Source organism: Methanosarcina barkeri MS (genome assembly GCF_000970025.1).
Classification (GTDB): domain Archaea; phylum Halobacteriota; class Methanosarcinia; order Methanosarcinales; family Methanosarcinaceae; genus Methanosarcina; species Methanosarcina barkeri.
This window is the reverse complement of sequence record NZ_CP009528.1, coordinates 4,079,691-4,104,492: the sequence shown is the minus strand read 5'-3', so window position 1 is coordinate 4,104,492 and position 24,802 is coordinate 4,079,691. Positions and strand designations below refer to the sequence as shown.

The 24,802-nt window shown below is 40.8% G+C and carries 19 protein-coding genes and 1 tRNA gene; 2 read left to right on the top strand and 18 right to left on the bottom strand.

Annotated elements, in window-relative coordinates; all coding sequences use genetic code 11:
• Positions 1–252: 252 nt before the first annotated feature.
• Positions 253–1,041: an SAM hydrolase/SAM-dependent halogenase family protein gene (locus MSBRM_RS16750; protein WP_048122083.1), complete on the bottom strand. Its 789-nt coding sequence runs from the start codon at positions 1,039–1,041 to the stop codon at positions 253–255.
• Between the two features lie 120 nt (positions 1,042–1,161).
• Here MSBRM_RS16750 and MSBRM_RS16745 point away from each other — a divergent pair, with 120 nt between their 5' ends.
• Entirely contained in the window at positions 1,162–1,674 is a 513-nt protein-coding gene (locus MSBRM_RS16745; protein WP_048157170.1) for a DUF1616 domain-containing protein, read from the top strand.
• Between the two features lie 466 nt (positions 1,675–2,140).
• Here MSBRM_RS16745 and MSBRM_RS16740 read toward each other — a convergent pair whose 3' ends face one another.
• The 17 genes from MSBRM_RS16740 to MSBRM_RS16660 all read right to left on the bottom strand — a co-directional run bounded on the left by MSBRM_RS16740 (position 2,141) and on the right by MSBRM_RS16660 (position 23,774).
• Positions 2,141–3,184, bottom strand: coding sequence for an ABC transporter permease (locus MSBRM_RS16740; RefSeq protein WP_048156371.1), 1,044 nt, complete (start codon positions 3,182–3,184; stop codon positions 2,141–2,143).
• Positions 3,174–4,046, bottom strand: a complete 873-nt coding sequence (locus tag MSBRM_RS16735; protein ID WP_048122080.1) for an ABC transporter ATP-binding protein — start codon at positions 4,044–4,046, stop codon at positions 3,174–3,176. The genes MSBRM_RS16740 and MSBRM_RS16735 overlap by 11 nt, the downstream gene beginning before the upstream one ends.
• A 379-nt stretch (positions 4,047–4,425) precedes the next feature.
• Entirely contained in the window at positions 4,426–5,169 is a 744-nt protein-coding gene (locus tag MSBRM_RS16730; RefSeq protein WP_048156368.1) for an epoxyqueuosine reductase, read from the bottom strand.
• Between the two features lie 53 nt (positions 5,170–5,222).
• Positions 5,223–5,699 (bottom strand): methylated-DNA--[protein]-cysteine S-methyltransferase, encoded by a 477-nt coding sequence (locus MSBRM_RS16725; RefSeq protein WP_048156366.1) that lies wholly within the window; start codon positions 5,697–5,699, stop codon positions 5,223–5,225.
• 325 nt (positions 5,700–6,024) lie between these two features.
• A complete protein-coding gene (locus tag MSBRM_RS16720; RefSeq protein WP_230668950.1) occupies positions 6,025–8,079 on the bottom strand; it encodes a M3 family oligoendopeptidase in 2,055 nt (684 codons plus the stop codon).
• 450 nt (positions 8,080–8,529) lie between these two features.
• On the bottom strand, positions 8,530–9,816 hold the full coding sequence (gene thiC / locus MSBRM_RS16715) for a phosphomethylpyrimidine synthase ThiC (RefSeq protein ID WP_048122074.1): 1,287 nt from the start codon (positions 9,814–9,816) through the stop codon (positions 8,530–8,532).
• 408 nt (positions 9,817–10,224) lie between these two features.
• The gene (gene aglJ, locus MSBRM_RS16710) at positions 10,225–11,142 is read right to left on the bottom strand and encodes an S-layer glycoprotein N-glycosyltransferase AglJ (RefSeq protein ID WP_048122072.1); all 918 of its coding nucleotides are present in this window, start codon (positions 11,140–11,142) and stop codon (positions 10,225–10,227) included.
• 131 nt (positions 11,143–11,273) lie between these two features.
• On the bottom strand, positions 11,274–11,825 hold the full coding sequence (locus MSBRM_RS16705) for a TATA-box-binding protein (protein ID WP_048122070.1): 552 nt from the start codon (positions 11,823–11,825) through the stop codon (positions 11,274–11,276).
• A 193-nt stretch (positions 11,826–12,018) separates the two neighbouring features.
• Complete coding sequence (gene scpB / locus MSBRM_RS16700) at positions 12,019–13,134, bottom strand: SMC-Scp complex subunit ScpB (RefSeq protein WP_048156364.1); 1,116 nt, start codon at positions 13,132–13,134, stop codon at positions 12,019–12,021.
• A 57-nt stretch (positions 13,135–13,191) separates the two neighbouring features.
• Positions 13,192–14,211, bottom strand: a complete 1,020-nt coding sequence (locus MSBRM_RS16695; RefSeq protein ID WP_048156361.1) for a segregation and condensation protein A — start codon at positions 14,209–14,211, stop codon at positions 13,192–13,194.
• On the bottom strand, positions 14,204–17,731 hold the full coding sequence (gene smc / locus MSBRM_RS16690; protein WP_048156358.1) for a chromosome segregation protein SMC: 3,528 nt from the start codon (positions 17,729–17,731) through the stop codon (positions 14,204–14,206). The genes MSBRM_RS16695 and smc overlap by 8 nt, the downstream gene beginning before the upstream one ends.
• A gap of 52 nt (positions 17,732–17,783) precedes the next feature.
• Entirely contained in the window at positions 17,784–18,818 is a 1,035-nt protein-coding gene (locus tag MSBRM_RS16685; protein ID WP_048122061.1) for a hypothetical protein, read from the bottom strand.
• Positions 18,819–19,526: 708 nt separating this feature from the next.
• The gene (locus tag MSBRM_RS16680; protein ID WP_230628991.1) at positions 19,527–19,718 is read right to left on the bottom strand and encodes a hypothetical protein; all 192 of its coding nucleotides are present in this window, start codon (positions 19,716–19,718) and stop codon (positions 19,527–19,529) included.
• A gap of 266 nt (positions 19,719–19,984) precedes the next feature.
• Positions 19,985–21,898, bottom strand: a complete 1,914-nt coding sequence (feoB, locus tag MSBRM_RS16675) for a ferrous iron transport protein B (RefSeq protein ID WP_141706392.1) — start codon at positions 21,896–21,898, stop codon at positions 19,985–19,987.
• 117 nt (positions 21,899–22,015) lie between these two features.
• Positions 22,016–22,681 (bottom strand): metal-dependent transcriptional regulator, encoded by a 666-nt coding sequence (locus MSBRM_RS16670; protein WP_048156355.1) that lies wholly within the window; start codon positions 22,679–22,681, stop codon positions 22,016–22,018.
• A 205-nt stretch (positions 22,682–22,886) separates the two neighbouring features.
• Complete coding sequence (locus MSBRM_RS16665) at positions 22,887–23,342, bottom strand: N-acetyltransferase (protein ID WP_230668947.1); 456 nt, start codon at positions 23,340–23,342, stop codon at positions 22,887–22,889.
• Between the two features lie 357 nt (positions 23,343–23,699).
• A tRNA-Arg gene (locus tag MSBRM_RS16660) sits at positions 23,700–23,774 on the bottom strand.
• A 514-nt stretch (positions 23,775–24,288) separates the two neighbouring features.
• Here MSBRM_RS16660 and MSBRM_RS16655 point away from each other — a divergent pair.
• A complete protein-coding gene (locus MSBRM_RS16655) occupies positions 24,289–24,801 on the top strand; it encodes a biotin transporter BioY (RefSeq protein WP_141706393.1) in 513 nt (170 codons plus the stop codon).
• Position 24,802 lies beyond the last annotated feature (1 nt).

The following is a 24,802-nucleotide window of genomic DNA, read 5'->3' as shown; positions in this document are numbered from 1 at the left end:
GTCTGGTTGACTTTTGAGAAAGAAAAGCAATTAAGCTTTATTAGAGCTGACCCCAAAACTCAAAATTGCTTCTCTGAATATCATATTCTGGATTATCAATAGAGTTTCTGATCCTGAAAACTAATTCTGAAACTCTTATTGATATGTGAATAAAATTGGTTTTGGGATAAGCTCTGATCTAAAATGATCTGGAACTACAGCCTACTTTTATACAGTCATTCTTTATACAGTCATTCTCTATGCAGCCATTCTTTATACAATCTTTATTGCTACCTGATCTCCGCTTTTAAGTCCGAACTGAAGCGCAGCATTTCCTTTGTTTACGGCAATTTCCAGGAAGCCATGACTGCCTATAAGGGCAAGGGGCTTTTTCGGCCCTACAAAACCATAGGTCTGAACAAAGGAGACCTTTCTGCTGTTTATTTCTATCTGTGAGCCAAAGTTAGAGAATTTTAAAACTACTTCTTCAGGAATATTGGTGATAACATTTCCAAAGTTGTCTGCAAAAATAACCTCGCCTACAAGGAAGGATCCGTCAATTCCGAAATTTTCGAAATCAAGGCTAATAAAATCCGAGATTTTAGATCCGACCGCCTCGATAGGTGTTCCTTTTGAAAGGTAGGCTCCTGTAGGCGCAAAAATATCTCTACCATGGAAAGTTGCAGAAATTCCTGATTTAAGCATGATTTCAGGATTTGTGATCTCGTATACTTCAATTTTGCCAAGGTGGCGAGCTGCAGGGATCAGTAGTCCATTATCAGGGCCGACAAAAAACTGTTCTTCTCCTTCAGGACCTGCTTTTATGGCAAGAGCGCGACGGGAAGTCCCTACCCCAGGATCGACAACACCGATATGTACGGTTCCCTGCGGGAAATATCGAACAAGGGAATAGAGCGCAAAAGCCCCTTCCCGGATTCCGGCCTGCCGGATGGAATGGGTTATATCGATAATCTGTGTTGCCGGGTTTATTCTCAAAATCACGGCTTTCATGGCTGCGGGATAGAGGTCTCCAAAATCGGTAGTCAGGGAAATTATGGACATAAATATCACTTATCTTTTTTCTATTTTATAATATACAGGTTTGGGAAATTATATTAAGATGTGAGATTGTAATTGTCAAAAATAAAAATTTTTAGGAAACTTGGAGGCGCAGTGAGACGGATGATGTATATAAAGAAACTAGTCATAATGATTCTAATAAGCTTTACTCTTCTTGCATCGGGCTGCGAGGAAATAATGAACTTCAAACAGAGTTCCAAATCCTTAGAGGAACCCTCTACCGAATTTTATATTTTGGGACCTGATGGAACAGCTAAAAACTATCCTACTAACTACGTACTCGGAGAGAATGGAACCGTGATTGTGGAAATTATAAACCATGAGCAAAAGCCCGTAAACTATACAATGGAAGTCAAACTCGAAGATACGCTTCTACCTTTACCGGCTGACTGGCAAAATATATGCATCGAAAACGACGAAACTCTGGAGAAAGCAGTCACTATGAATCCTCCTTTCGAGGGGACAAACATGGACCTTCAGTTTTTGCTCTATAATATCGATAAAAAAGAAATGTTAGAGAATATCAGTTTGCCTTACAGAAATCTTAACCTATGGATAAACGTAACAACGCAGAATCTTTCGAAGAATACTTCAACTTTGACAACGGCGGTATAAGCAACCGAGTCGGAATTTGACACTGAGCCATGTTCATCTCAGAAACTGAAATAATAAAATCGTGCAATTCTGAGAGCAGTAATAAAGAATTTTCTCTGTTTCAGCGAAATCTGAGTGGATAGTACCCTGTTGTATATTTTTCCTTTTGGCAGGCTGAAACTTTTTTCTTTCTCAAATTTCTTTATTAAATAGGGCACCTGTCATACAGATTATGCATTTTTTCCTTTTTTATGGTGGAGAGGTCCTCAGCATGGTGAGAATAAAAGGAAATTTTGCCCAGGTATGAAATTCCCGTATTAGTCTGTATGTTCGGTTATCTAGCTATATATTCGGTTATCTAGTCTGTTTTTAAATTCATTACACGCTTTTCCAGAAGCTTGTTTTTATGAGTTCTCTTGACGTAAATTCAAAAAATCGGTATTCTAGCCATAAATACAAAACCTTTCTGCAAAACATAATCAAAAGTTCATATATCTCTCTTCTTCTTGAGAACGCGAAATGTCAGCGCATATACAAGAATATTAAATATAAGAAGGATTCCAACTTCAGGATAAAGGTCAGAGATTCTGGAGTTATTCAACATAGCACTTTTTATGCCGTAAAACACGTAGGTGCTTGGTACAAGATGAGCGATATACTCAATCTCTTGAGATAAATCGGCTAGCAGAGCAAGTAAAATCAGAGGTGCCATGAAAATTGTGGAAAGCAGAGATGCCGAAGAGTAGTTATCAGCGTAACTGGCAATCAGAAGCCCAAGGCCTGTGAATACTGCAGAACCGAGAATTATAAAAACAGCGGTCGATAGGAAGTTTCCGACGAAACCTCTATTTATAATAATTATAACCAGAGATATCAGTATTGTCAGGAATAGTCCAAAAAACGATTTGCCATAAATCACATCTTTTTCCGAAGCTGGTGACACAAGTATTGCATCAAGGGTTTTTTTCTCTTTCTCTGTAGTCAGCGTATTTGGTAAAACCATCATTCCAACAAATACTACAGTAAACATAATCCATATAGGAATGTTAAATCTGGACTGCAAGTCTTCAGGGAGCGTATTTAAGATAACATTCACTGGATACTTCTGTTCTGCAAAGTCCATGATGATATCTTTATAAGTTTGCAAAAACGCAGCTGATTTTGCCTCATAAGGGTTGACAATGATATTCAGGGAAGGGTTTAGTCCATTTTTTATGTCGGCACTGAAGCCTTCCGGTACAAGCATAACGGCTGCAACTTTTTGGTTATAAAGTAGCTCTTCGGATTTACTAGCAGAGTCTGCAATAATTACGTCATAGTTATCTCTCGAACTTAGATATTCAATAAAATCTGCATTGGAACCTTTATCATAAACTGCAATGGGTACTATGGTGTTATCAGTCAATGAAACCGTAGAGTTAAAGAGAACTGACAAAAAGATTGGAGTGAGTAGTATTATCAATAAATTTTTGCTTTTTACCGATGATATTAAGTCTTTTCTAAAGATAGCCAGTACAACGTTAAGATTCATCAGTCAATTTCTCCCCGGTTAATTTTATGAAAACATCTTCAATTGTAGCTTCTTTTGAATGTACAAGGGATATCTGATTATTTTCAGAGAGTTTCTCAAAAATGTCGCTACTGGCTTTTGTATTTAGCGGCGATTCGTAAATATCTCCTTTTACAGTCTTGATCATCAGAACATCTTCACCATACCTTTTTTTCAGATTTCCAGGTGTGTCCATAGCTATTATAGAGCCCTTATGTATAATAGCCAGGAAGTCGCATAGAAAATCTGCTTCCTCCATATTATGTGTCGTTATGAGAATTGTTTTGCCCTGTTCTTTAAGACCAAGAATCATCTGCCTTATTTCCCTTGCTGAACGTGGGTCCAATCCGCTTCCGGGCTCATCCAGAAATAAAACCTCAGGATCATTGAGAAGGGCTCGAGAAATCATTATCTTTTGTTTCATGCCTTTTGAAAAAGTCTTTACTTTGTTTTTCTGATACTTTTCCATTCCTACAATCTTCAGAACTTCATTTATTCTTTCTTTCGGAGAGTTGTATAACTGGCGGAAAAAGTTGAGATTCTCATAAACCGATAATTCTTCGTACAGGTTTTGAGACTCAAAAACAACGCCGATTTTCTTTTTTATCTTTACTGCATCCAATACGGTGTTTAATCCTCCAATGTATGCAGTACCAGAGGTAGGAGGAAATTGACAGGTAAGAATCTTGATAGTAGTGGATTTTCCTGCTCCGTTTGGGCCCAAAAGTCCAAATATAGTTCCTTTTTTGATACTGAATGAAATACTCTTCACAGCCTCGAAATCACCATATTTTTTAGATACATTCTCAGTAACTATCTCTTTATCCACGGTATCGCCAGCCATTTCAGAATATTTGCATACTTATCCTTTGTTCCACATCGATATATTTATCAGCGCAATTAAATTTCTTAGCATGTGGATAAATTCTCTCGAAATCTCATAAGATTTAGGATCTGAAACATTCAACCCTGTAAGAGACTAGCTAAATTGGTTCACATTGCAACCAAGTATAAACTAACTGTATTCTTTCGGCAAATAATGTAATATTTTATAAACGTTGTTGATCTTAAACCTTTTCTTATTTGTAATATATTGTATTACCAAAAAGATAAGGAATTTGATTATTATTAGTGGTAATTGTCGGAAAGCATGTAAAGAATGGTGATGAAGTGAACCCTCTTCGCTCCCGATGTAATAAATTAAAAAGAAGATAAAAGATTTTTCAGCGAGATCTGAGAGCACAGGGTCCGGTTGCACATTTTCCGCAGGCAAACTGATTAAGTTCGGGAAAAGCTCTGGCGTTTTTCTGAAGATACTTGTAGCATTTTTCTTTATCAAGTCCTCTTATGCTGAGAGCCCCAGCCGGGCACCTGTCCACACATACAAGACATCTCTCTCCTTTTTTGTAGCGGCAGAACTCTTCTTTCGGGCGTGGATTTGGAGGAATTTCGGCAGAAATCAGCAAAGTCCCAAAACGGCCTGCACATCCGGCTTTTGTGATCAGCATCTGGTTTACGCCAAAAGTTCCCAGACCCGCAGCATAAGCAGCACTTTTATGAGACCAGGTAACGTCGAAGCCTTTACTCTTATAATCAAAATCAGTTCCAGGCACAACTGACTGTATATTCTCTTCTGCCAGCTCAGCCTTTATTTTTTCGTTTATTTTCCCTATGAGACAGTCGGTTTCACTTTTGGCCTGAATCCATTCTTTTACAGGATCAGGAGACTGCCAGTTCAGATTCACAAGTTTTTTTTCAAACGGTAGGAAGAAGGAAACAACAGTTTTTGCTTCGGGGAAACTCTCTTTAGGGAGCAGGTGGTGAGGACCAATGATTTTCTTCATGTCATCAAAAATTGGGTCATTTGCTGAAGCATAGCCTATGAGAGGTTCACGATATCTAGTCTCAGTGCCTGGACTTGCTACGGCTTCTTTGATAATGCTTTCAATCTTTTTTTTAAGCTCCATGATGATTTCTCCTGCTAATTACAGAGAATTTAGATCGAATTTTTGTGTTATTCTTATTTCAAATTGTTTTCTTCAAGTTTCAATAAAAATTCCTTTATATCCAGTCCACTCGCATAACCTGTAAGTTTTCCGTCTGAGCCTATTACCCTGTGGCAGGGAATAATTATTGCAATCGGATTTCGGTTATTTGCAAGCCCTACAGCCCTATAGGCCTTTTGCTTTCCGATAGATACAGCTATCTCTTTGTAAGTTCGGGTCTCTCCATAAGGGATTTCGCATAAAGCTTTCCAGACAGACTTTTGAAAATCCGTTCCTTCAGGAGCCAGTTTAAGGTCAAAAGATTCTAGTTTCCCGGAAAAATAAGCTTCAAGCTGCCTTGCAGCCTCCCTGAAAAACTTTTTATTTTCTATCCAGTCAGCAGGGATTTCTATTTTTTTCTTGCCTTTTAAGAAATTAAGATGTTTCAGCCCTTTTTCATCCCCTGCCAGAAGAATGGGACCGATTGGAGATTCGATTATATGATAATACATTTTGTTCGTTTCCAGAAACGTTGTTGCAAATAATTGTATTGCTTCTGATAGAAATCTTTATTCAACGGCTAAAATAAGAAAGTTCGCTGAACAGGATAGGTTTTTACAGGTGAGAAATAACTAAAGAAATGCCCTATGCAAAAAAGAAATAGATGAAAAATAACTGGAAGAAATGCCCTTTGCAAAAAAGAAATTGAAGGTTAAAGGCACTTAAGTACCATTAACCCTCATTTATTTTACCTGAAACGTTTAAGTGCGTTTTACCTGAAGGTTTTAAGCGTGGTTTACCTGAATCACTAAATGTGTTTTACCTAAGTACTCAGGTTCATTTGTTTTTATATTCGCCTGTCCAGAAAAATCCAGAAGTATTCAGACTTTTTGCGGCAGAACCAGACTCATTTGCACTCTTTTTTGCTTCCAGTTCATTGAGTTCTTGAATCCTCAACTCAACAACGTCCATTGCATCTTCAAAAAGCTGTCTGTTGATTTCGATCCCAAAATATTTTTTGAGTTTTTCTTCAGGCGGCATTGTCGAGCCTGCCGAGAGGTACGCAATGTAGTTTTTGTTGAAAGTTTCCGGGTCTTCCTTATACTGTTTGAAAAGGGAGAGAGTTATTGCCTTTGAAACTGCGTAGTTGAAGGTATAGTAATTGTTTGTTAAGTAAATATGGTTAATATAGGCCCATTCTGCAGAATCCTCATCATAATATTCCACCGAGTCGCTCCCATACTCTTTAGAGAGATTTGTCCAGATCGCATTGAGGTCGGCTCCGCTGGCTGTCCCGTTTTCAGCACATAGCTGGTGTGCTTTATATTCAAATTCCGTAATCATAGGCTGGCGAGTAAAGTAGTTCTGGTATTCTCCTATATGCTGGGAGAGTACATTAACTGCAGTTTCTTTATCGGAATTTTGAATCACGTAATCAACAAAAAGTTCTTCGTTAAAAGTTGAAGGGACTTCCATTTCATAAATCGGACCTGAGCAGTAAAGATAATCGACAGAGTTACCCATAAGGTAGAAATTAATCCCATGTCCAAGTTCATGAGTAATGGCCTTCTGGTCGCTGATAAGGCCATTGTAGTTGAGAAATACAAGGGCTGGAGACTTTAAAGAACATAAACTGTAAGTGTAACCTCCTGGCTGTTTCCCGTGTTCAGGATCCGGATATACATCTACGAAATTCCCAGTTACCATTTTTAAAAAAATTTCATTGAAGCGGGGGTCCATTCTAGAATACGAATTCTGGATTTCCTGCAAAGCTTCCACATACGTATAATTCTTACCAGGCTGATCCGTCAACTGCAGTAGAAGGTCGTATGGTTTGAGCTTTTCAAGTCCCAGTTTGTTTTTCCTGAACTCGTTATAGTCTTCAAAAACATCTTTTCTCTCTTTGAAAACCGTATTCATCTCATCAATCTGAGTACGGTTAAGATAGGCACTATAGAGAGTGTAGTTATAGCAATCTGTATAGTTCAGTTCTCTTGCATCAAGATCGTCAAGCCGGGCTTTTTCTGAATAGAGAGCTGCCATAGAATCGGATTCGTTAATTAAGTGGTAAAACCTCTTATCATAACATTTCTTTCTGTCTTCCCGATTTTGATCTGTTGATAGTAAAGTATTGTATGATTGGGAATTGACAGAATATTCATCTCCATTAGCAAGCGTTATATTTCCTGCCATTGTGACGTTATTCGTAATTTCCGAAAACGCCTCAGTTTCCAGTTTCATGCGCTGGTTTTCAAGATCTGCAATATACGCAGCCTGAGATTCATTCATTGCCCTGTGGTCTGAAAACCTCATATACTTAGCTTCAAGATAAGGCCTGTACTCCTCAAGTTTTGGCTCTTCGGAAAAAAGCCTGTCCCACTCTTCCTTATTGAGTGAAGACAATTTTACAGTTGCAAATGAAGTGGCTTTTCCATATTCAGTAACCAGATTCTGTGAGTCCATAAGAAGAGACGCAAAAAATGGATCACTAACATTTTTGCTGTTCTGAGTATATGCATAAACATACAGAACCTCAAGAGATTTTGAAAATTCCTTATCAGCATTTAGATAATTCAGTAAAACAGATCCTGACAGATTCTCAAATTTCGGACGAAAAGTTTCGTTTATTTCTTCGGATCTATTGTTTAATACCTCAAGTTCTTTTAAGGCATCTTCCTTGCTGTTGAAGAGATATGAGTTATTCCATTCAGTTGTAACCTCATTGGGATTTAGTTTTTCAAACGGTTGTCCCATGTATAATATTTCAGAAGAATTCGTAATTTCTGTAGAAGCACTGCATTCTGAAAACGTTGCAAAGGAAAGTAATAACCCTAAGGTAATGAGTCCTTTAACTATTCCGAGAGCTAACCTTTTACCTGATTTTTGTCTCATAAAATCCACCCCTGGCAAGTATAGGAAATGATCAAGATTTTTGAAAAGAATATTTCGAGATAACAATAAAACAATAAGAATAACTTTGGATATTTTTAAGATATCTATGTAAAAAGTTATCGATTTTAATCTGCCAAAGTGGTAAAAACGCGAATTGAATATGAAAATTATAGTCTTTTACGCAAAGAATTACACTCAAAATTTAACTGGTCCATTTTCTGATCCGAAGAGTTGTGTTTCTAGTTCGTTACGAGAACTCAAGTGTAAATAGTTGCGTCCAAGACTATAAAAATCAATTAATTAATCAAATAGGATCTCGAAGTTTACTGAAAAATAAAGTAACGAAATAAAATGAGTGAGAACAAAAGAATAAAAGTAGCTTAAAACGAAATTTAAAAAGTGAGATTAGTAAAGCCCGAAGGCTTCACTTTGAGAATTTACTGTACCTGCTTATTTTGCGAGGTTGTAGTTCTGGTTGACGATCTTGAGAGCACAGAAGTTACCGCACATTGTGCAGGCGTCAGAATCTTCGGGAGCCCTGCTGTTCCTTACTTCTCTTGCGTGTTCTGGGTCTATTGCAAGTGAGTACATCTTTTCCCAGTCGAGCTCTCTTCTAGCTCTGCCCATAGCAAGGTCTTGTTCTCTTGCCCTGTCTGGATATTTTACCATATCGCCTACGTGAGCTGCAATCTTTGAGGTTTTGACTCCTGTGATAACATCTTCAAGGTTTGGAAGGGCGAGGTGTTCTGCAGGAGTTACATAGCAAAGGAAGTCACAGCCATATGAAGCAGAAACCGATGCTCCGATTGCAGTTACGATGTGGTCGTAGCCTGGTGCGATGTCAGTTACAAGTGGACCGAGCATGTAGAATGGCTTGTGACCGCTCATTTCCTTCATGAGTTTTACGTTGGTTCCTATCTGGTCGAGAGGGACATGGCCCGGACCTTCGACAATGACCTGCACACCCTGCTTGTGGGCTCTGTCGGCCAGTTCGGAGTTAATAATTAATTCCTGGATCTGGGCACGGTCGGTTGCATCGTGGATTGCACCTGCACGCATGCCGTTTCCGGTAGAAAGGACTACTTCGTGTTCCTTGAGGATTTCAACAAGGTAATCAAAGTTTGCATAAAGTGGATTTTCCTTTTCGTTGTGGAGCATCCAGGAAGTCATAAAGGCGCCACCACGGGAACAGAGGCCACCGTACCTGCCATGGGCTTTAAGGCGGTCCATGGTGATATTGTTGATTCCTGTGTGAATTGCCATGAAGTTGGTTCCAAGCTTTGCCTGGTCTTCGGTTGCCTTGAAGAGTTCGTCTTCGGTCATATCCACGATTGAGCCGTGTTTCCTTGCGGCTTCAATGAAAGCCTGGTAAAGAGGAACTGAACCGACTGAAAGGGAAATGCTGTCAATGACTTTTTTCCTGATTGCAAGGAAGTCTCCACCAGTTCCGAGCTCCATAAGGGTATCTGCACCTGCAGCTTCGGCAGCCTGGGCTTTTTTAATTTCCATGTCTACATCAACAATGTCTGAGGATACACCGATGGATGCATTAACTTTGGTCCTGAGCCCTTCTCCTATACCGCAGATCTTTACCTGCCTGTATGGGGAGGTTGGAATAACAATTCTTCCGGCTGCAACACCACGACGGATGAATTCAGGATCAAGTCCTTCGTTCTTTGCAACAATCTTCATTTCTTCAGTAATAATTCCTTTTTGTGCATCTTCCACGATCGTCATATTATTAACCTCAAGCTTTTGATCATCTGTAAAATGTGTCTGTAAGATTAATTTGTAATTAGGGCAAGAGTGAGTTAGATCATAAAAGGCGCGTAATTATATATAACACTTTTTAAAAAACTAACTTTAACCGTAATCAAGTTTACTTTACTTACACGTCTATAGTTATTGAAAAACATGAAATGTTGAATTAAAATAAATATTTTATAAATATATACCAAACTTTCTTTGAATAAAAAGCAAGTAAACTTGTTTTTACGTTTTTCGGAGAAGGTGAAGAAAATATCAAAATAAAAAGAGATTCGAGATATCAGATACCTGGAAATTATCGCAAAAAGAAGAAATCCAAACAAGTGGGCACTGTAAAAAATAAATAATAAAAATACAAATCGTTTTTATGAGGGTTCTTTACTTTTTCTGTTTATTCTGCTCCATGATTAGCCGGACTGTTTGCCTATGGAGAGTTAATATGAAATCACTCAAAGTCCCGAAGATAAACATCTGAAGACCGAATATGATCAATAGGGTTGTAAGAATCGTAAGCGGGATATGATCTGTTCCCCGGAACCACTCGACTACAATAAAGGTTCCTGTGAACAGGCCTGTAATGATTAAGATGAACCCTATAATTCCAAAGTAAAACATTGGATTATGTAATTTTGCAAGCTTATAGATAGTAGACCCGATTCTGAATCCATCTTTTACCGGATTTAGCTTGGTTGAACCTTTTTCACTTCTTGGCAAGTAAGTGATAGGGACTTCTTCAACCTTCTGTCTTTTAAGAATACATTCCACAGAAATTTCGGTCTCGATTTCGAAACCTGTCTTATTAAGCTCAAGTTCCTTTACGCTTTCAAGCGTAAACGCACGGTATCCAGAGAGAATGTCTTTTAATTTCACGCCATATGCAATGTCAAAAAACATATTTATCAAATGGTTGCCCACAAGATTGAGCCTCGTAAAAGCTCCCTGGGAGTACTTCTCCAGCCGGTTGCCTATAACGTGGTCAGCATGGCCTTCCAGCACAGGCTTGAGAATGGAATGAGCCTCTTGGGCAAGATATGTCCCGTCACCATCAACCATTATTACGTAAGGGCTCTCTATAAGCCCGAAAGCCTGAATCATTGCCTGCCCTTTACCTTTTCCGGTTTGCATGACAACTTTTGCGCCTTCGGCTTTTGCAATTTGCCCTGTGCCGTCCTTGCTGTTCCCATCAATTACCAGAATATTGGAAAAGCCTTCCTGCTTGAAGTCCTTGATAAGCTGCCCTATTGTTGCAGCTTCGTTCAGGGTGGGAATAAGAATACAAACATCTGCGCTGTTCACGTCTCACACATATCCTTTACCGGAACCTCTACGCGCACCGCAGAATCCGTTTTATTGTATGATTTCTCAGTTTATAATTTATCAGTTATTTTACTTCTCGAAAAGTGGTACATTAATATAATTGAGGGTTCTTATAAAAGCCCCATGTTGTCGAGCTGCTGGCGGACGACTTCAACCCCCCTCTCGCAATCTTCAGGGGTTTTGCCACCTGTAACTACCAGTTTTCCAGAGCTGAAAATAAGCACAACTACTTTGGGGTCATCGATCCTGTACACAAGGCCAGGGAACTGCTCAGGCTCGTATTCAATATTTTCAAGGCCAAGCCCTATTGCAATTGCGTTCAGGTTCAGAATAGTATGCAGGTCTGCAGAAGCAACAATGTTCTGGACAGTAATCTGAGGGTTCTCTATAGTCGTAATCCCTATACTGTTCAGCTTTTTCGCCATGTTGCCTATAACTGTATGTACATCGGCAACGTTTTTTGCTCCTGTACAGACAACCTTACCGGAAGTAAAGACCAGGAATGCAGCTTTAGGATCTGAAACTCTGTAAACGAGCCCGGGAAACTTCTGCTTGTTGTATTCGGCTCCTTCGAACCTTGATTCGATAACGGTTAAGTCGAATTCTTCAGCGAGTTTAGTGGATGCAACCACATTTTCGATCTTGATGCTAGATTCGCTCATTAGTCAACCCTCAGTATATAAAGCAAAGGTAATATCCTCTGCCCAGTATATAAAGCTATAGTTAAATGCCCCGGCTACTATATAAATGCTTTATATATAGAATATAAATGCCACAGAAAAATTTAAATTAAGGGCGCCCGTAATTCAAAAAAAATAACCAGAGATGAGGAAGATTGTGCATCAATAAGGCATATCAGTCTTTTAACCTCTCAAGGCCCTCAAGAATAGAATCATACTTTGCACAGACTCTCTGGAGAAGGTCACCTGCAACACTGCGGTGTGTGGGTATGAGGATCTGAGCCCCTTTTTCAATTTTAACTCCGCTTTTCGAAACCCCATAGTCAGGTGCGATAAGAACTCCCTCTGCAGAAATTCCAAGGGAAAGGTCATTTACGATTCTTGAAATCATTTCAGTTGCCGGCTTGACCTTCTTCTCGATAAGAACGGCAGCAGAAACATATCTTTCCCTTGTTTCTTGAATCTTCTTTATGTTTTTTTCCACTGTTTTGGAGTCTACCTCATCGGGAAGTTCTTCAGTAAGTAAGGTAACTGCTTCGATAAGGTCTTCAAAAGTTGTTGAATGCATCTCAAGGATCTCTCCGTCGCAGTACTGTCGTACCGTATCAGAGTAACCGGCCGAGACCACGACAACATCGGCTTCAAGCAGGCGGGAGATTTCCTCTTTCGAAGGTGAGTAGGCATTGGCTACGAAGTATTCCCTTATCCCGCACATGCTCATAAGAGATTCATACATGGGAGTCACAACAATGGTTTTCTTTCCTATCCAGAAGTCGATCTCACTCTGCCCTGCCTGGGATCTCAAAAGGTCAAGGATTTTCTCTTTTATGTCTTTAGGGTCATTTCTTTTAAGCCCGAAGTAATCTGCAAAAAGAGGGGTTGTTGAAAGCTGCCTGCTTCTCCCGCAGGGCACGGACTCTACAAAACCCCGCTCTACAAGATCCTTTATATGATCATAGGCTCCGCTTCCTCTCATATCAATGAGGTCTGACTGTAGCAGGGGCTGATGATAGGCAATCATGGAAAGGGTACGAAGTTTTGGGGCTGAAAGCTCTTTTGGGGCGACTTCCCGCATAAGCTCGGAGTATTCGGGCTTGACCTGCATAACATACCGCTCCCCAAGATCAAGAATCTCAATCCCGGATCCTCGGGAAGAATAAATCTCTGTCAATTTCTGTATTGCCGAAAGGACGGCTTTTTTGGGTTTTCCTGTAATTTTTGTAAGCTTTTCGAGGCTTATTGCCCTGCCAGCAGCAAAAAGCGCAGCTTCGATAATCTCAAGCTCACTCATAAATTTCACTTCCAGAAAAGGGATAAATTTTTTCTTAATTAAGTTAATTAGTAAATATCAATGTACGGTTAACTCAGGCTCTTTATCAGTGTTTTCATGCAGAGAGATCTCTTCTGTAGAATTTAGCTCTGAAGAATCTTCAGTTTCAGGCTTAGAAATTTCAGTTTTTGATTTTATTAACATCTCATGAAAGAGGGGTGGATTTGCCTCGGTGGAAAAGCCGGACTCTTCTCCCGGATAGATGTATAATTCTTCGAAAAGCTCATTCTGGAAAAGCCAGATTTTCTTGCTTGAGGCAAGGAAAAGAAGAGAAAGATAATCCATAATTCTGTCTTCGCTTCCCTTCAGTATACTCGAAAAAACCACTACAGACTGCTTCGTAAATAGTTCGGCAAGCCTTTCCCACATCAGGGACAACCGCGAGCTGATAGCTTCGTCATGTGCAATGCCAAGGACATCTCCGGTAGTAAGCTTAGGGCGAGGATTGGATTCTTCTGAAATCTGTCTGGCTTTTTTTTCATTTTTTCTTGAGAGGCATTTTTCGGCTTTCTTGAGTTCAAGAATCAGTTCATTGAGTGTTACCGGCCTTGTGGATACACGACGAACTGGAAGTTTCGGGATAGGAAAATCTGCAGGCTCAGGGAAATCGGGATCATCAGGAAAATCCGAATCAAATGTATCAATCTCTTCCTCTTCCACATCAAGGATTCCCGAAGATTTCATGCGCAGGAGAATAGCAGAATAAAGAAGCGTCCTTGAAGAAATTCTAAGGTCCATCTGCTTGAGCTCTTCCACCTTTTTCAGGAAACCGTCAGTAAGCTGTACTATGTCTATATCCCATGGATCGATTTTTCCGACCCTTGCAAGCTCAACCAGTATGCCCAGAGGTTCGGAGGTCTTAAACTCTGAAATATCAAGCAGGTCCCAATCGATTCCAAGGTATGAAAGAGTACCTGGCAGCCCATAAGTTTCGGATTCCATAAAAATAGAGTTATTTTCTCTGGATTCAGAAACCGTACGAGCCTGAAGACGAGGAACTTCAAGCGCTGTGCCCGCGTTATCCATAAGCTCAGCCATTAAGTTTCACTCCGGTAATACTCGTGAGGTTATTTTCCTGCATTGTAACCCCTATTGTCCTTGATGCGGCCTGGATCATAGGTTTTCTTAAGGAGACAACAATAAACTGGACTTTTGATCCTGAGGTTTTAACGCGTTTTGAAACCCTTTCCACATTCCAGCCGTCAAGAAACATATCAATTTCATCAAAAGCATAGAAGGGAGCAGGACGGTATTGCTGGATCGCGAAAATGAATGCAAGTGCGGTAAGGCTTTTTTCTCCTCCAGACATTGCCTCGATCCGCTGGAGAGTTTTTTCCTTGGGCTGCGCCTGAATAGTCATCCCTCCTGCAAAAGGGTCATCAGGATCATCAAGCAAGAGTTCACCCACCCCGTCGGAAAGCTCATGGAAAATCTCCTTGAAGTTGGCATTAATGCTTGTATAGGCTTCCATAAAGGCATCTCGTTTTAACTGCTCATACTGGTCAATGCGCTCAAGGAGCTGCTCTCTCTCGGTAAAGAGAGTATCCCGCTTTCCTTGCAAATCCGAAAGTCTTAACTCTACCTCATTATACTCGTCAATTGCTCTCATGTTTACGGGTTCAAGTTGCCTGAGGGCTTCGTCAATTGCCTGAATCCGCATGTAAACGGTTTCGTAATTTGGAACCTCATCAGTCTCTTCTATGCCTCTTTTCAGGAGTTCTTCGACAAACTGCTTTTCCTGACCTAAAAGCGCATTTTTTGTAGCCGTCAGCGTAAGCACCTGTTGCTTTGCTTTTTCAAGTGTAGTTGAGGCAGTACTTACCCTGCGCTTGACCGCATTGTGTTCGGCCTGAACCTTTTCCCGTTCTTGCTGGAGCCCTATCAGTTCATCCGAAAGCTCGATCTCTCTGGCTTTCTTTTCCTCAAGTTTTTCCTCTAATTCCTTTATTTTTATCTTCAGAGAGTTAACTTTTTTCATTCTTGAAGCTTTCTTCTCATCAAGTTCCTTTATAAGTTCCTTTGCTTCGTCAATTTTCTGTTCAGCATACTCTTTTTCAAGCTGCAGGGCATTTAACGTGGCTTCAGTATCCCGGATTCGACCATCCAGCCTGCGGAGTTCCTCATCAACGAATTCTATCTTTTTATTGATTTCAGGCAGAGGTGAATCCGCAAGTTTTGCTTCAAGTCCTGAGATCTGTTCCTCAAGTTCAGACGCGGCCTTTTCCTTATCAGTTTTTTCCGCAGTTACCCTATCCATTTCAGTCCCGAGTTCGGTTCTGGACTCTTCAATTGCTTTAAGATCAGCCTGTTTTGCTTCAAGAAGTTCAGCAAGTTTTGCTTCCCTGCCTGCAATTTCATCAAGCTGGTTCTCTTTTCGTGAAATCGTAGCTTCACAGTCCCGAATTTTCCTACTCAGTTCGAAAAGATGGCTTTCAATGCTGTCCTGCTTGCTTATTGCTGCATTCCGGCTTGCATCCAGGGATTTGATCTCCTCTGCAAGCTCAAGCAGTTTGTCTTTTTCTGCAGCCGCAAAAGAAGTGCCCGATTTCGAGGATATCGACCCTCCTACCATTGCTCCGCTCTTTTCCAGAAGTTCGCCTTCAAGGGTTACCATTCTTGCCTTTCCCATGAGGCGGCGGGCACTTTCAAGGTTTTCCATAACAAGAGTATCCTGAAAAACGTACCAGAAAGCAGACTCAAAACCAGAATCAAATTGAATAAGGTCAATTGCGTATCCTATTACTCCGTTTTCGTAACTTAGATTTTCAAGCCGCCTGGGCTCTCTCAGTTTGTTGAGGGGGAGGAAGGTTGCTCTTCCTCCTTTTCTCCGCTTCAGGTACTCGATTGCTTCGGCAGCATCAGCGTCCGTGTCCACAACAATTGCCTGCATCCGGTTTCCCGCAGCAATTTCCAGAGCTGTTGAGTATTGCCTGTCCACTCTTCCAAGCTGGGCAATGGTCCCATGAATTCCAAAAAGGTCCTCCTGCCTTGCAGCTCCTATTACCATTTCCACAGCCCTGGAATAGCCTCCGCCCTGTTCCGATGACCGCACTCTTGCCTCTGTGATTGTGTACTCCTGCTGGAGGTCGTGAAGCCTGTTCTCAAGTTTCCTGATATCTTCCTTTATCCTGAAATGGCTGCTTTCAATATCATCACGGTCTCGGATAAGAGATTCCAGGTTTTCAGAAAGCTTTTCAAGCTCGTACTTGACAGAAAGCGTATCACTGTCAGAAGTAGCAACTGCGGCTTCAGCGTCTTTGATCTGGTTTTCTATCTCCCGGAGTTCTAAAGATTTTCTTCGGAGGGTATCAAGGAGCCGGTCTTCGTTTCGGATTAACTCATTTTTCTCGTTTTTTACATCCTCAAGCTTCTTCCTGGCAGCCATGAGCTCATCCCGTGTAGCAGCAAATTTTGCGTCCACATCCGCAATCCTGCTCTGGAGCAGCATACGCTCGGTTTTGCGCTCGGAAAGCTCTGAAGAAATGCTTTCTTTTCTCAGGTTTTCGGCTTCAATTTTTTCTTCGAGTTCCTCTACCTTGCCCTTGGTGGAATCGATCTCTACAAAGGCTTTCCTGCGCCGTGAATCAGCTTCCTCAAGTTCGGATTCCGAAAGCTCGATGCTATCTACGCAGCGAGAAATTTCTCCCTTTGTCTCTTCGATCTCCCTCTTAACCTGAAGCTGTTCGTCCTCCCCTTTTTTTCGGATTTCAACCGAAAGCTCTTCCAAGGTTTTTTCAAGTGCCTGAAGTTCCTGCATTCTCTCATTCAGGAGGAGCTGGACTTTTTCAAAATGCTCTTCTTTGCCTGCGAGTTCTTTATCTACATTTTGCAGTTCAGCCCTCGCGTCCTTGAGTTTGGAAAGTAGGAGATATCCTTCAAATTTTACTTTTTCAGCCTTGAGCGCTTGATATTTTAAGGCCTGGTCGCGTTCTCCTGCCAGTTTTCCTAGCTGTGTGCGTACCTCTTCAAGGATTATATCCACGCGCTCGATTTGCTGTCTGACGACTTCCAGTTCTCCAAGTGCCTTTTGCTTACGTTCGTCAAATTCTGCAACCCCTGCGATTTCGTCTATAATCTTTCTTCTTTCTACAGAGGTCATGGAGATAATCTGCGTTACATCTCCTTGCATAACCACATTGTAACCTTCAGGCGTTATCCCGGCTTTTTCAAGCTGAGAATGGATTTCTCCAAGACTTACGGCCTTTCCATTGAAATAAAAATAGCTATAATACCCGCTTTTTGTCCGCCGAACCTTTCTTGAGACTTCAACTTCGTCAAGCTCTATGGGTAACTTATGGTCCGAGTTGTCAAAACGGATCGTAACCTGAGCAAAATCAGGCTTCTTTGACGCATCGCCGTTGTAAATCAGATCTGTAAGTTTTTCAGCGCGAAGGGTCCTTGAACTTGTGAGCCCGAGTGCAAAAAGAATCCCATCTATTATGTTAGACTTTCCACTCCCGTTCGGACCTGAAATTGTAGTAAAGTCGTTATAAAAGGGAATCTTTACTTTTTTTCCGAAAGACTTAAAATTAACAAATTCAATCTCTTTTATATACACAGAATGCCTCTGTAATCTTACGTTTTTGAGAATGTTTCTGTCTTTTTAAGCTTTATTTCTCCCGAGAATTTTTCCGGCTACATGTAATAAGCTCGGCATCTTCATTTTCCCGCACATCCACAGCCTCTTCTATTAAGTGCTTTTTCGAAGGTCTCTCGGCGATTATATACTCACATTTATAATCATCGGCAGGTTTTGTTTCCACAGGACTCTTTTTAACAGTAGAAGGTTGCCTTTCAGGTAACGACGATCCTGAAGTTGGCTTACTGAACTGTGTTCTTATTGGCGGTTGTTGCCTGGCAGGTTCTCTAATCGATGGTCTAACCGATGGTCCATGTCTAACAGTGCCTCTAAGCCCTCTTTTATCTCCACTTTCTGCAATAATATATTCACACTTTGTTTCGGCTTCTTCTCTGTCAAGATCTGCCGGCTCAACCTCCCTGAGCTTCAGCTGAATCTTTGCGCGTGTACCTGGTAGGGGAGCAGGGGCTTCTTTGAATTTACCCAATCTGTATACCGGGTTTTCTTTTTTAAGCTCAGGTTTTTGTTTGGGTTTTTTGGAGAGAGGCGGAAGGTCCAGAGGGTCTTCAGAAAGAGTCCGATTAATAGAAGATGGAACAACAGAAGGAGAAGACAGAACTACAGAAGGTGGAGCAACTGGAGTAGCCTTTTTTGTGTCTTCCAGTTGTTTAGCGAGATCTCCGATCTGTGTTTCCAGTTTCTTTATAAGCATTTTCTGGTCAAGCAATTCGCGGACAAGTCCATCCTGAATGCCTGCAAGTTCCCTCAGCTTCCGGTCAGCCGCTTCCGAGCCATTTTCCCCTGATGTTTTCAATTCCGTTCTTAATTCGTTCAGGATTGAAGCTTTGAGTGAAGCAGGGTTAGGGATCCCCATAAGCTCTGTCCTGATTTCGGAGAGGACAAGATCCTTGATGGAGTCCTGATCGGAAGTGTTTTCCATTTCGGCCCGCAGTTCATTGAGAACCGAAACCTTTATCGATTTTTTGAGAGTCTCGAGCTCCTCATAGGTTATCGATAGTCGCCTTTTAAGCGGTGTATTATGCACGTCCCTCTGTCCAGTTCTCATAAAAATACCTCTTATGATGTTCGGGTTCCGATTTCCTGACAGCCTGGAATTTTCTGGTGACAAGGCAGCCAGCACATTAATAATTAAATTGATTAGATCATAGGAAGTTAAATAATATGTACAAAGTACATGTAATCTTTCTTTAAATATATATGGTAATCGATAGTTTTTCTTGTCTTATATAACTCTTGATAAAGAGGAACAAAAATCTTTTTATTTAATCTTTGTTGAAATACTCAGTAAATCGGGCTGGATATGCAGGAAGACCGAGATATATAGTTTCCAAAAATGAAAACTGACCTTTAAGGAAACAACAGAAAAAGGGTAAGGAAAATCAGATTACAAAAGAAAATTAGGAAACAAAAGAAAATTAGGAAACAAAAGAAAATTAGGAAACAAAAGAAAATTAGGAAACAAAGAGAAACAACTTTAATGAAAATTTGAATAAATATTTTTCGATATGCCTGTGATAAATGCCTGTGATAAAAAGCAATAAATAGAGATAACTGCCCAAATATTTCATCCCTGAACAAATCGAGTAAGAATTATGTTCAAACCCCATGTAGATTTACAGGGAAACCCCGAGAGAAAAGGTTCATCGTGGTTCATAATACTACAAAATAGAGGAATGAAACCCAAGCTTAACTTCAAAATACAAGGAGTTAAAGAGTTGGATTCCAATAAAGGGGATAAATTTTAGGGAAAGTGTTAGTTCATGGATGAAAAGGAGCTCTCAAAATCGACCAGTACATTCTCCCTTGCTTGGATTTTTGAGGAGGTACAGTCCATTTCCACAGCAGTTTCATTAACAATGGAACCGTGAGTTCCGGTGCTTTCAAGGAAATATTGAACCTCATCGAGTTCAGGCTCGCGGAAATGATCCATTTCAATTATATCCATAATAACACTCAACACGTTTTTGTGTAAGTGAGTGGTAATTCGGGTCATCGGGAATAACACTATGTATCGAATATTAATAATTTGCGGTAAAGGCAGAATATTTTAAAAAGAAGAAAACAATCTTATCAATATATAAATGTTATGCCCAATTAGAGAAATTTTCCTTTCATAAAATAACCTACGTAGACTGTAGAAAAAGACAGTTACTTTTGAGGAAAGCCGGGACAATAAAATCTGCAGCGGAGTCTAAAAACAGAAAAAAGAAATCAAAGGAAATACGGCCCAAAAATCCGAATCAAAATGCCCACTCCGAGAGCCAGCAGTATGGTGAAAATAACTATCAAAGCCGTATCCTTTGTACCTAGTTCGTGCCTCAGTACTGCAATCGTTGCTACACACGGCATATAGATTGTCGTAATTACAGCAAATTGGTACATCTGGAGAGGTGTCATTACAGCTGCAAAATTGGCCGTACCTGCAAGTACGGCAAGGATCTGAAGCGCCATTTCCTTTCGGAGAATCCCAAATACCAGGGCAGTCGCCGCAAATGCCGGAAGGCCCAGCAGGCCCACGGATATAGGCTCTACAAAGTCCTGGAAGATTGAAAGAAGTCCCAGTGCGTCGGCAACCCCCAGAAAAGCACTTCCAACGAGCAGAAGCGGAAACGCTATATATAGAAATTCCCGGCTTTTCATCCACGTCTTCCTGAGGGTAGATTTCAATTCGGGCTTTCTGAGAGGAGTCATTTCCATGATGAATCCACTTCTCTGACCTGGCAGACTTTTCCCTAGAATTAAACCCACTCCGGTAATAATGACGATCTCCAGAACATAGATTGAAACTGCAGGCCAAAAACCTACAAAAGTTCCTACAAGCCCAAGGATAATGACAGTTCGCGCAGAGCAGGGAATTAGAGATATCAAAATGGAAGCTATCCTCTTTTCCCGCCGTGTGCCAAGGGAATGCACTGCCATAATTGCAGGGACGTTGCAGCCAAAGCCGAGAACCAGCGGAATCACGGCTCTTCCGTGAAGCCCAAGCTTATGGGTAAGATTGTCAAGCAGAAAAGCTGCTCTGGTAAGATACCCCGAATCCTCGAATATTGAAAGAATGGCATAAAAGACTGCAATATATGGAATTGCGATTGCAAATCCGGCCTCTACTCCTCGAAGAGAATACACGATCAGGTTTTTCAGGACAGGCGACATGCCAGAAGTTGCGGCTTCGGCAGGAAGAATCACATGAGGCTCAAAGATTTCATTCACAATCCAGGTCTCGAGGAATCCTCCTACCCGGAAAACAAGAAGGAATGTAATGAGCAGGGCAGATATGAGCACTGCAATTCCGAAATTAGGGGAGGTAAGGATTGCATCGATTCTTTCCCTTATATTTTTTTTAGGTTCAAACCTTGAAACCACGCGGTCCACAATATATCCTGCTTCTCCATAGAGGTCTCTTGCAACAGTATCAGGTACTGAAATCCTCTGTTCTATCTCCAGGTTTTGCCTTAACCGCCTGCCAGAAGAAAGCAAGGCATTAGCTTCAGGTGGCATACAGTAGAGTTCTACAAACTCGGCATCGTTTAGTAGAGCTGCCATTTTTACGATTGGAGGTATATTGGGAAAGGTATAGTCAAGGTTAGAAAGAGCCTGCTGGATCCACTGGCTATATCTTACCCTGTGGTGCTCTTGAGTCTTATTCTGTTCGTCAAGGGCTACAAGCATTACTTCATCAAGCCCTACTCCCCAGGTCGCAACTGTTGGTACTACAGGTAGGCCAAGTAGTTCGGAGAGTTCGTCTGTATCAACGAGAATCCCGAGGTCTGCAGCCAGATCTACCTGATTTAACGCAATAACCATAGGGATATCGAGTTCCAGAAGCTGCAGGGTCAGGTACAGATTCCTTTCGAGCCTGCTTGCGTCAACGACATTGATAACAATATCCGGCCGTTCCTCAATCAAAAATTGCTTGGTTACTTTCTCATCTTCGTTTGTGACTCCAAGAGAATAAATTCCTGGCAGGTCAACTATTTCAATAGTTTTTCCCCTAGCTTTTACAATTCCTTTTTTAAGTGCAACTGTCGTGCCAGGATAATTTGAGACCTCGACTCCTACCCCTGTAAGCCTGCTGAAAAAAACGCTTTTTCCAACACTTGGGTTGCCTATGAAAGCTATTGTCAAATCATAGGGGCTTTTGCTCTGACTTTCGCTTTCGGAAGTACAGCATGAGCTGGAAATTCCTACTGCGTCTTCGGTTATTTTACTCCATGCCAGTTATATGCCTTCTCTATGTTTTTTTTACACGTTTCTGCCCTTCGGAGCTATGAAAATTTTCTTTGCAATATCCTTTCCGAGAGCAATTTCCGACCCTACTGCTATAACCGAGATACAGCCCTGTTTTTGCTTTCGCCTGACTTTAATATCTTCTCCCGCAAGAATGCCAAGGGAGATCAGGCGTTCTTTCGTCTCTCTTGGAAGAGTCACCCGGACAACTCTGCCTGAACTTCCTTCTTCCATTTCATCAAGTGGGACAAATTCTTCCTCTTGCACGATATTATTTTTATCAATATTGATCGGGTTCCCGTCAGGGCAATACTCAGGGCATCCCAGAAATTCGTAGATCTTTTCAAGTACGGCATCTGAGACCGCATGCTCAAGTTCACAGGCTTCTTTATGGGCTTCCTTCCTATCAAAATCAAGGACGTCAACCAGAAAAGTTTCAAGTACCTGGTGTTTCCTTTTGATCTTTATAGCCTGATCAGTTCCTTTTTTTGTTAATTCAACTCCCTGATAAGGTGTATACTCCACAAGTCCCGAAGAATGTAACTTTTTTATCATTTCCGTCACGCTTGGCGGAGATACGTTGAGTTCTTCAGAGATCTGTTTGGTCTTTGCAGGGTTCTGATTTTTTCTAATTAGGTAGAGAATAGTTTCAAGATATTCTTCAAATCGATCTATCTGCATTACATCATCCCGCCAGCATATGCCGGACTCCAAACCGATAATTAGGATAGCCTAAAAATGTAACTGCCTGAATAAATAATTTTTGATTATTGGCTATTTATATTTATTTTAAACACTGCAAATCGAAATCCTGTAGTTTTGAATTTAAAGTCTTAGGCTCAAAAAATAGAAAAGAAGGATTTCAAAGAAGAATTTCTAAAGCTATTCAGGGATTAATCGACTTCATAACAGCAATTTCGTTACAATCCGGAAACTTAGGGCATCTCAAACAACCGGACCAGATCTTTCTGGGAAGGGTGTTTTTGTCTACAACCTTAAAGTCCAATGTCTCGAAAAAGCCAGGCACATAAGTAAGTGCGAAAACTTCTTTCATACCAAGGTTTTTAGCGTCCTCAAGACAGGCCGAGACAAGCTTTGTACCTATTCCCTTTCTTGCACATACCGGGTGCACAGCAAGGGCAAGTATCTCTGCAAGGTCTTCCCATACTACATGCAGGGCACAGCAGCCCACAACTTCCCCATCAATCTCGCAGACGTAATAATCTCTAATATTCTCATACATCTCACTCAGCGAACGGGCAAGCATTAGCTCTTCCTTCGAATAAGTATTGATGATTTGTTTCATTACAACTACGTCATTTACTCTGGCTTTTCTAATCAATTCGTGTTTCCTCTGGGTTAGCATTTTTCTGTTCTAATGAAGTAGAATGCACTGAGCTATGATCAATAAAAATGTATTGTTATACTGCTATGGAATACTTACTTTCCAGATAAAATATTTTCCATTGTTTCCACGAATATTTACACAGGTAGTAGTTCAGAAAGGTAGTAGTTCAGAAAGGTAGTAGTTCAGAAAGGTAGTAGTTCAGAAATATCTGGTTCTTCTGAGCAGGCATGTCCATAACGCCTTAGAGTTGGAAACCCCGGACTTCAAAAATAGACTTTTATTTCGTGATAAAACTGAAAAAAGAGGCTAAAAGAATACGAATTAAGGAAACTACAGATTAAAAGAAATTAGCGGGCGTGAAGGGATTTGAACCCCCGATTTACAGCTTAGGAGGCTGCCGCCATATCCTGGCTAGGCCACACGCCCATGAAATACTTCCCTAACAATACATTTTTTCAACTACCTGCTGAATTTGCATTTCAGGTGATCCATAATACCGGTATAAGATGTATATTTAATTATCGCTCCGGATGGGATAAATGTATGCCTGAAAACAAGAACTGCGATTTCAGGAAAGTTTTAAATCAAATGTAAACCTTTAACTCAAAAATGGTTAACAATACTTTGAATTTTCAGTTGCTATATAGCTTTCAGGACTGGAATTAACCGTTATGAAGTTATCATTATAAAGCTGACAAGGTTACTCGAGGCTTCAGTTTCTATATTTCAGTTTCTATATTTCAGTTTCTATATTTCAGTTTCTATATATTACAGCTTTAAATTTGCACTGAATTTTCATGCCTGCCAATTCAGGGATGTAAGCAACTTTGACAGGCTTAAAAAAGAGAAAAATGAGAAAAGCTGAGTACAATTCATAAGAGGAAAAAATGTGTACATAAAAAACAAAGAGCCTTATTTCAATCGGACTCCTGAACTAAGAATGATGGTTTTCGCATCTCTTTTTGCAGCTCTGGCCGCCGTAGGGGCTTATATACAGATTCCTATACCTTTCTCTCCTGTCCCTGTTACACTGCAGGTATTCTTTGTCCTGCTTGCAGGAAGTATGTTGAAAAGCAAATGGGGAGGCTTGAGCATGATAGTGTATACCCTTCTCGGCATAGCAGGACTTCCTGTGTTTGCAGGAGGCAGTTCTGGAATGGGAGTGCTTCTTGGGCCCACAGGTGGGTACATAACTGGCTTCATTCTGGCGGCTTATGTTATAGGAAAGCTTTCCGAAAAGGCTGAAAAGGCTGATAAATCCGGTTTCTTTATCAATGCCCTTAATATGAGTGCAGGAGTCCTGATTCTCTATACATGCGGATTTATTCAATTGATGTTTGTAGCTGACATTGGACCTGGAGCAGCCCTTGCTCTTGGTGTCATTCCTTTTCTGCTCGGTGAAATCATAAAAACTGGAGTTGCCGCATATATTGCTTCAACCTACAAGCTATAAA

What these genes read in the sequence shown, in the direction of transcription:
- MSBRM_RS16750 (WP_048122083.1), bottom strand. Translation starts at nt 1,041, where the DNA reads ATGTCCATAATTTCCCTGACTACCGATTTTGGAGACCTCTATCCCGCA.
- MSBRM_RS16745 (WP_048157170.1), top strand. Translation starts at nt 1,162, where the DNA reads ATGATGTATATAAAGAAACTAGTCATAATGATTCTAATAAGCTTTACT.
- MSBRM_RS16740 (WP_048156371.1), bottom strand. Translation starts at nt 3,184, where the DNA reads ATGAATCTTAACGTTGTACTGGCTATCTTTAGAAAAGACTTAATATCA.
- MSBRM_RS16735 (WP_048122080.1), bottom strand. Translation starts at nt 4,046, where the DNA reads ATGGCTGGCGATACCGTGGATAAAGAGATAGTTACTGAGAATGTATCT.
- MSBRM_RS16730 (WP_048156368.1), bottom strand. Translation starts at nt 5,169, where the DNA reads ATGGAGCTTAAAAAAAAGATTGAAAGCATTATCAAAGAAGCCGTAGCA.
- MSBRM_RS16725 (WP_048156366.1), bottom strand. Translation starts at nt 5,699, where the DNA reads ATGTATTATCATATAATCGAATCTCCAATCGGTCCCATTCTTCTGGCA.
- MSBRM_RS16720 (WP_230668950.1), bottom strand. Translation starts at nt 8,079, where the DNA reads ATGAGACAAAAATCAGGTAAAAGGTTAGCTCTCGGAATAGTTAAAGGA.
- thiC (WP_048122074.1), bottom strand. Translation starts at nt 9,816, where the DNA reads ATGACGATCGTGGAAGATGCACAAAAAGGAATTATTACTGAAGAAATG.
- MSBRM_RS16705 (WP_048122070.1), bottom strand. Translation starts at nt 11,825, where the DNA reads ATGAGCGAATCTAGCATCAAGATCGAAAATGTGGTTGCATCCACTAAA.
- scpB (WP_048156364.1), bottom strand. Translation starts at nt 13,134, where the DNA reads ATGAGTGAGCTTGAGATTATCGAAGCTGCGCTTTTTGCTGCTGGCAGG.
- MSBRM_RS16695 (WP_048156361.1), bottom strand. Translation starts at nt 14,211, where the DNA reads ATGGCTGAGCTTATGGATAACGCGGGCACAGCGCTTGAAGTTCCTCGT.
- MSBRM_RS16685 (WP_048122061.1), bottom strand. Translation starts at nt 18,818, where the DNA reads ATGAGAACTGGACAGAGGGACGTGCATAATACACCGCTTAAAAGGCGA.
- MSBRM_RS16680 (WP_230628991.1), bottom strand. Translation starts at nt 19,718, where the DNA reads ATGGATATAATTGAAATGGATCATTTCCGCGAGCCTGAACTCGATGAG.
- MSBRM_RS16670 (WP_048156355.1), bottom strand. Translation starts at nt 22,681, where the DNA reads ATGCAGATAGATCGATTTGAAGAATATCTTGAAACTATTCTCTACCTA.
- MSBRM_RS16655 (WP_141706393.1), top strand. Translation starts at nt 24,289, where the DNA reads ATGATGGTTTTCGCATCTCTTTTTGCAGCTCTGGCCGCCGTAGGGGCT.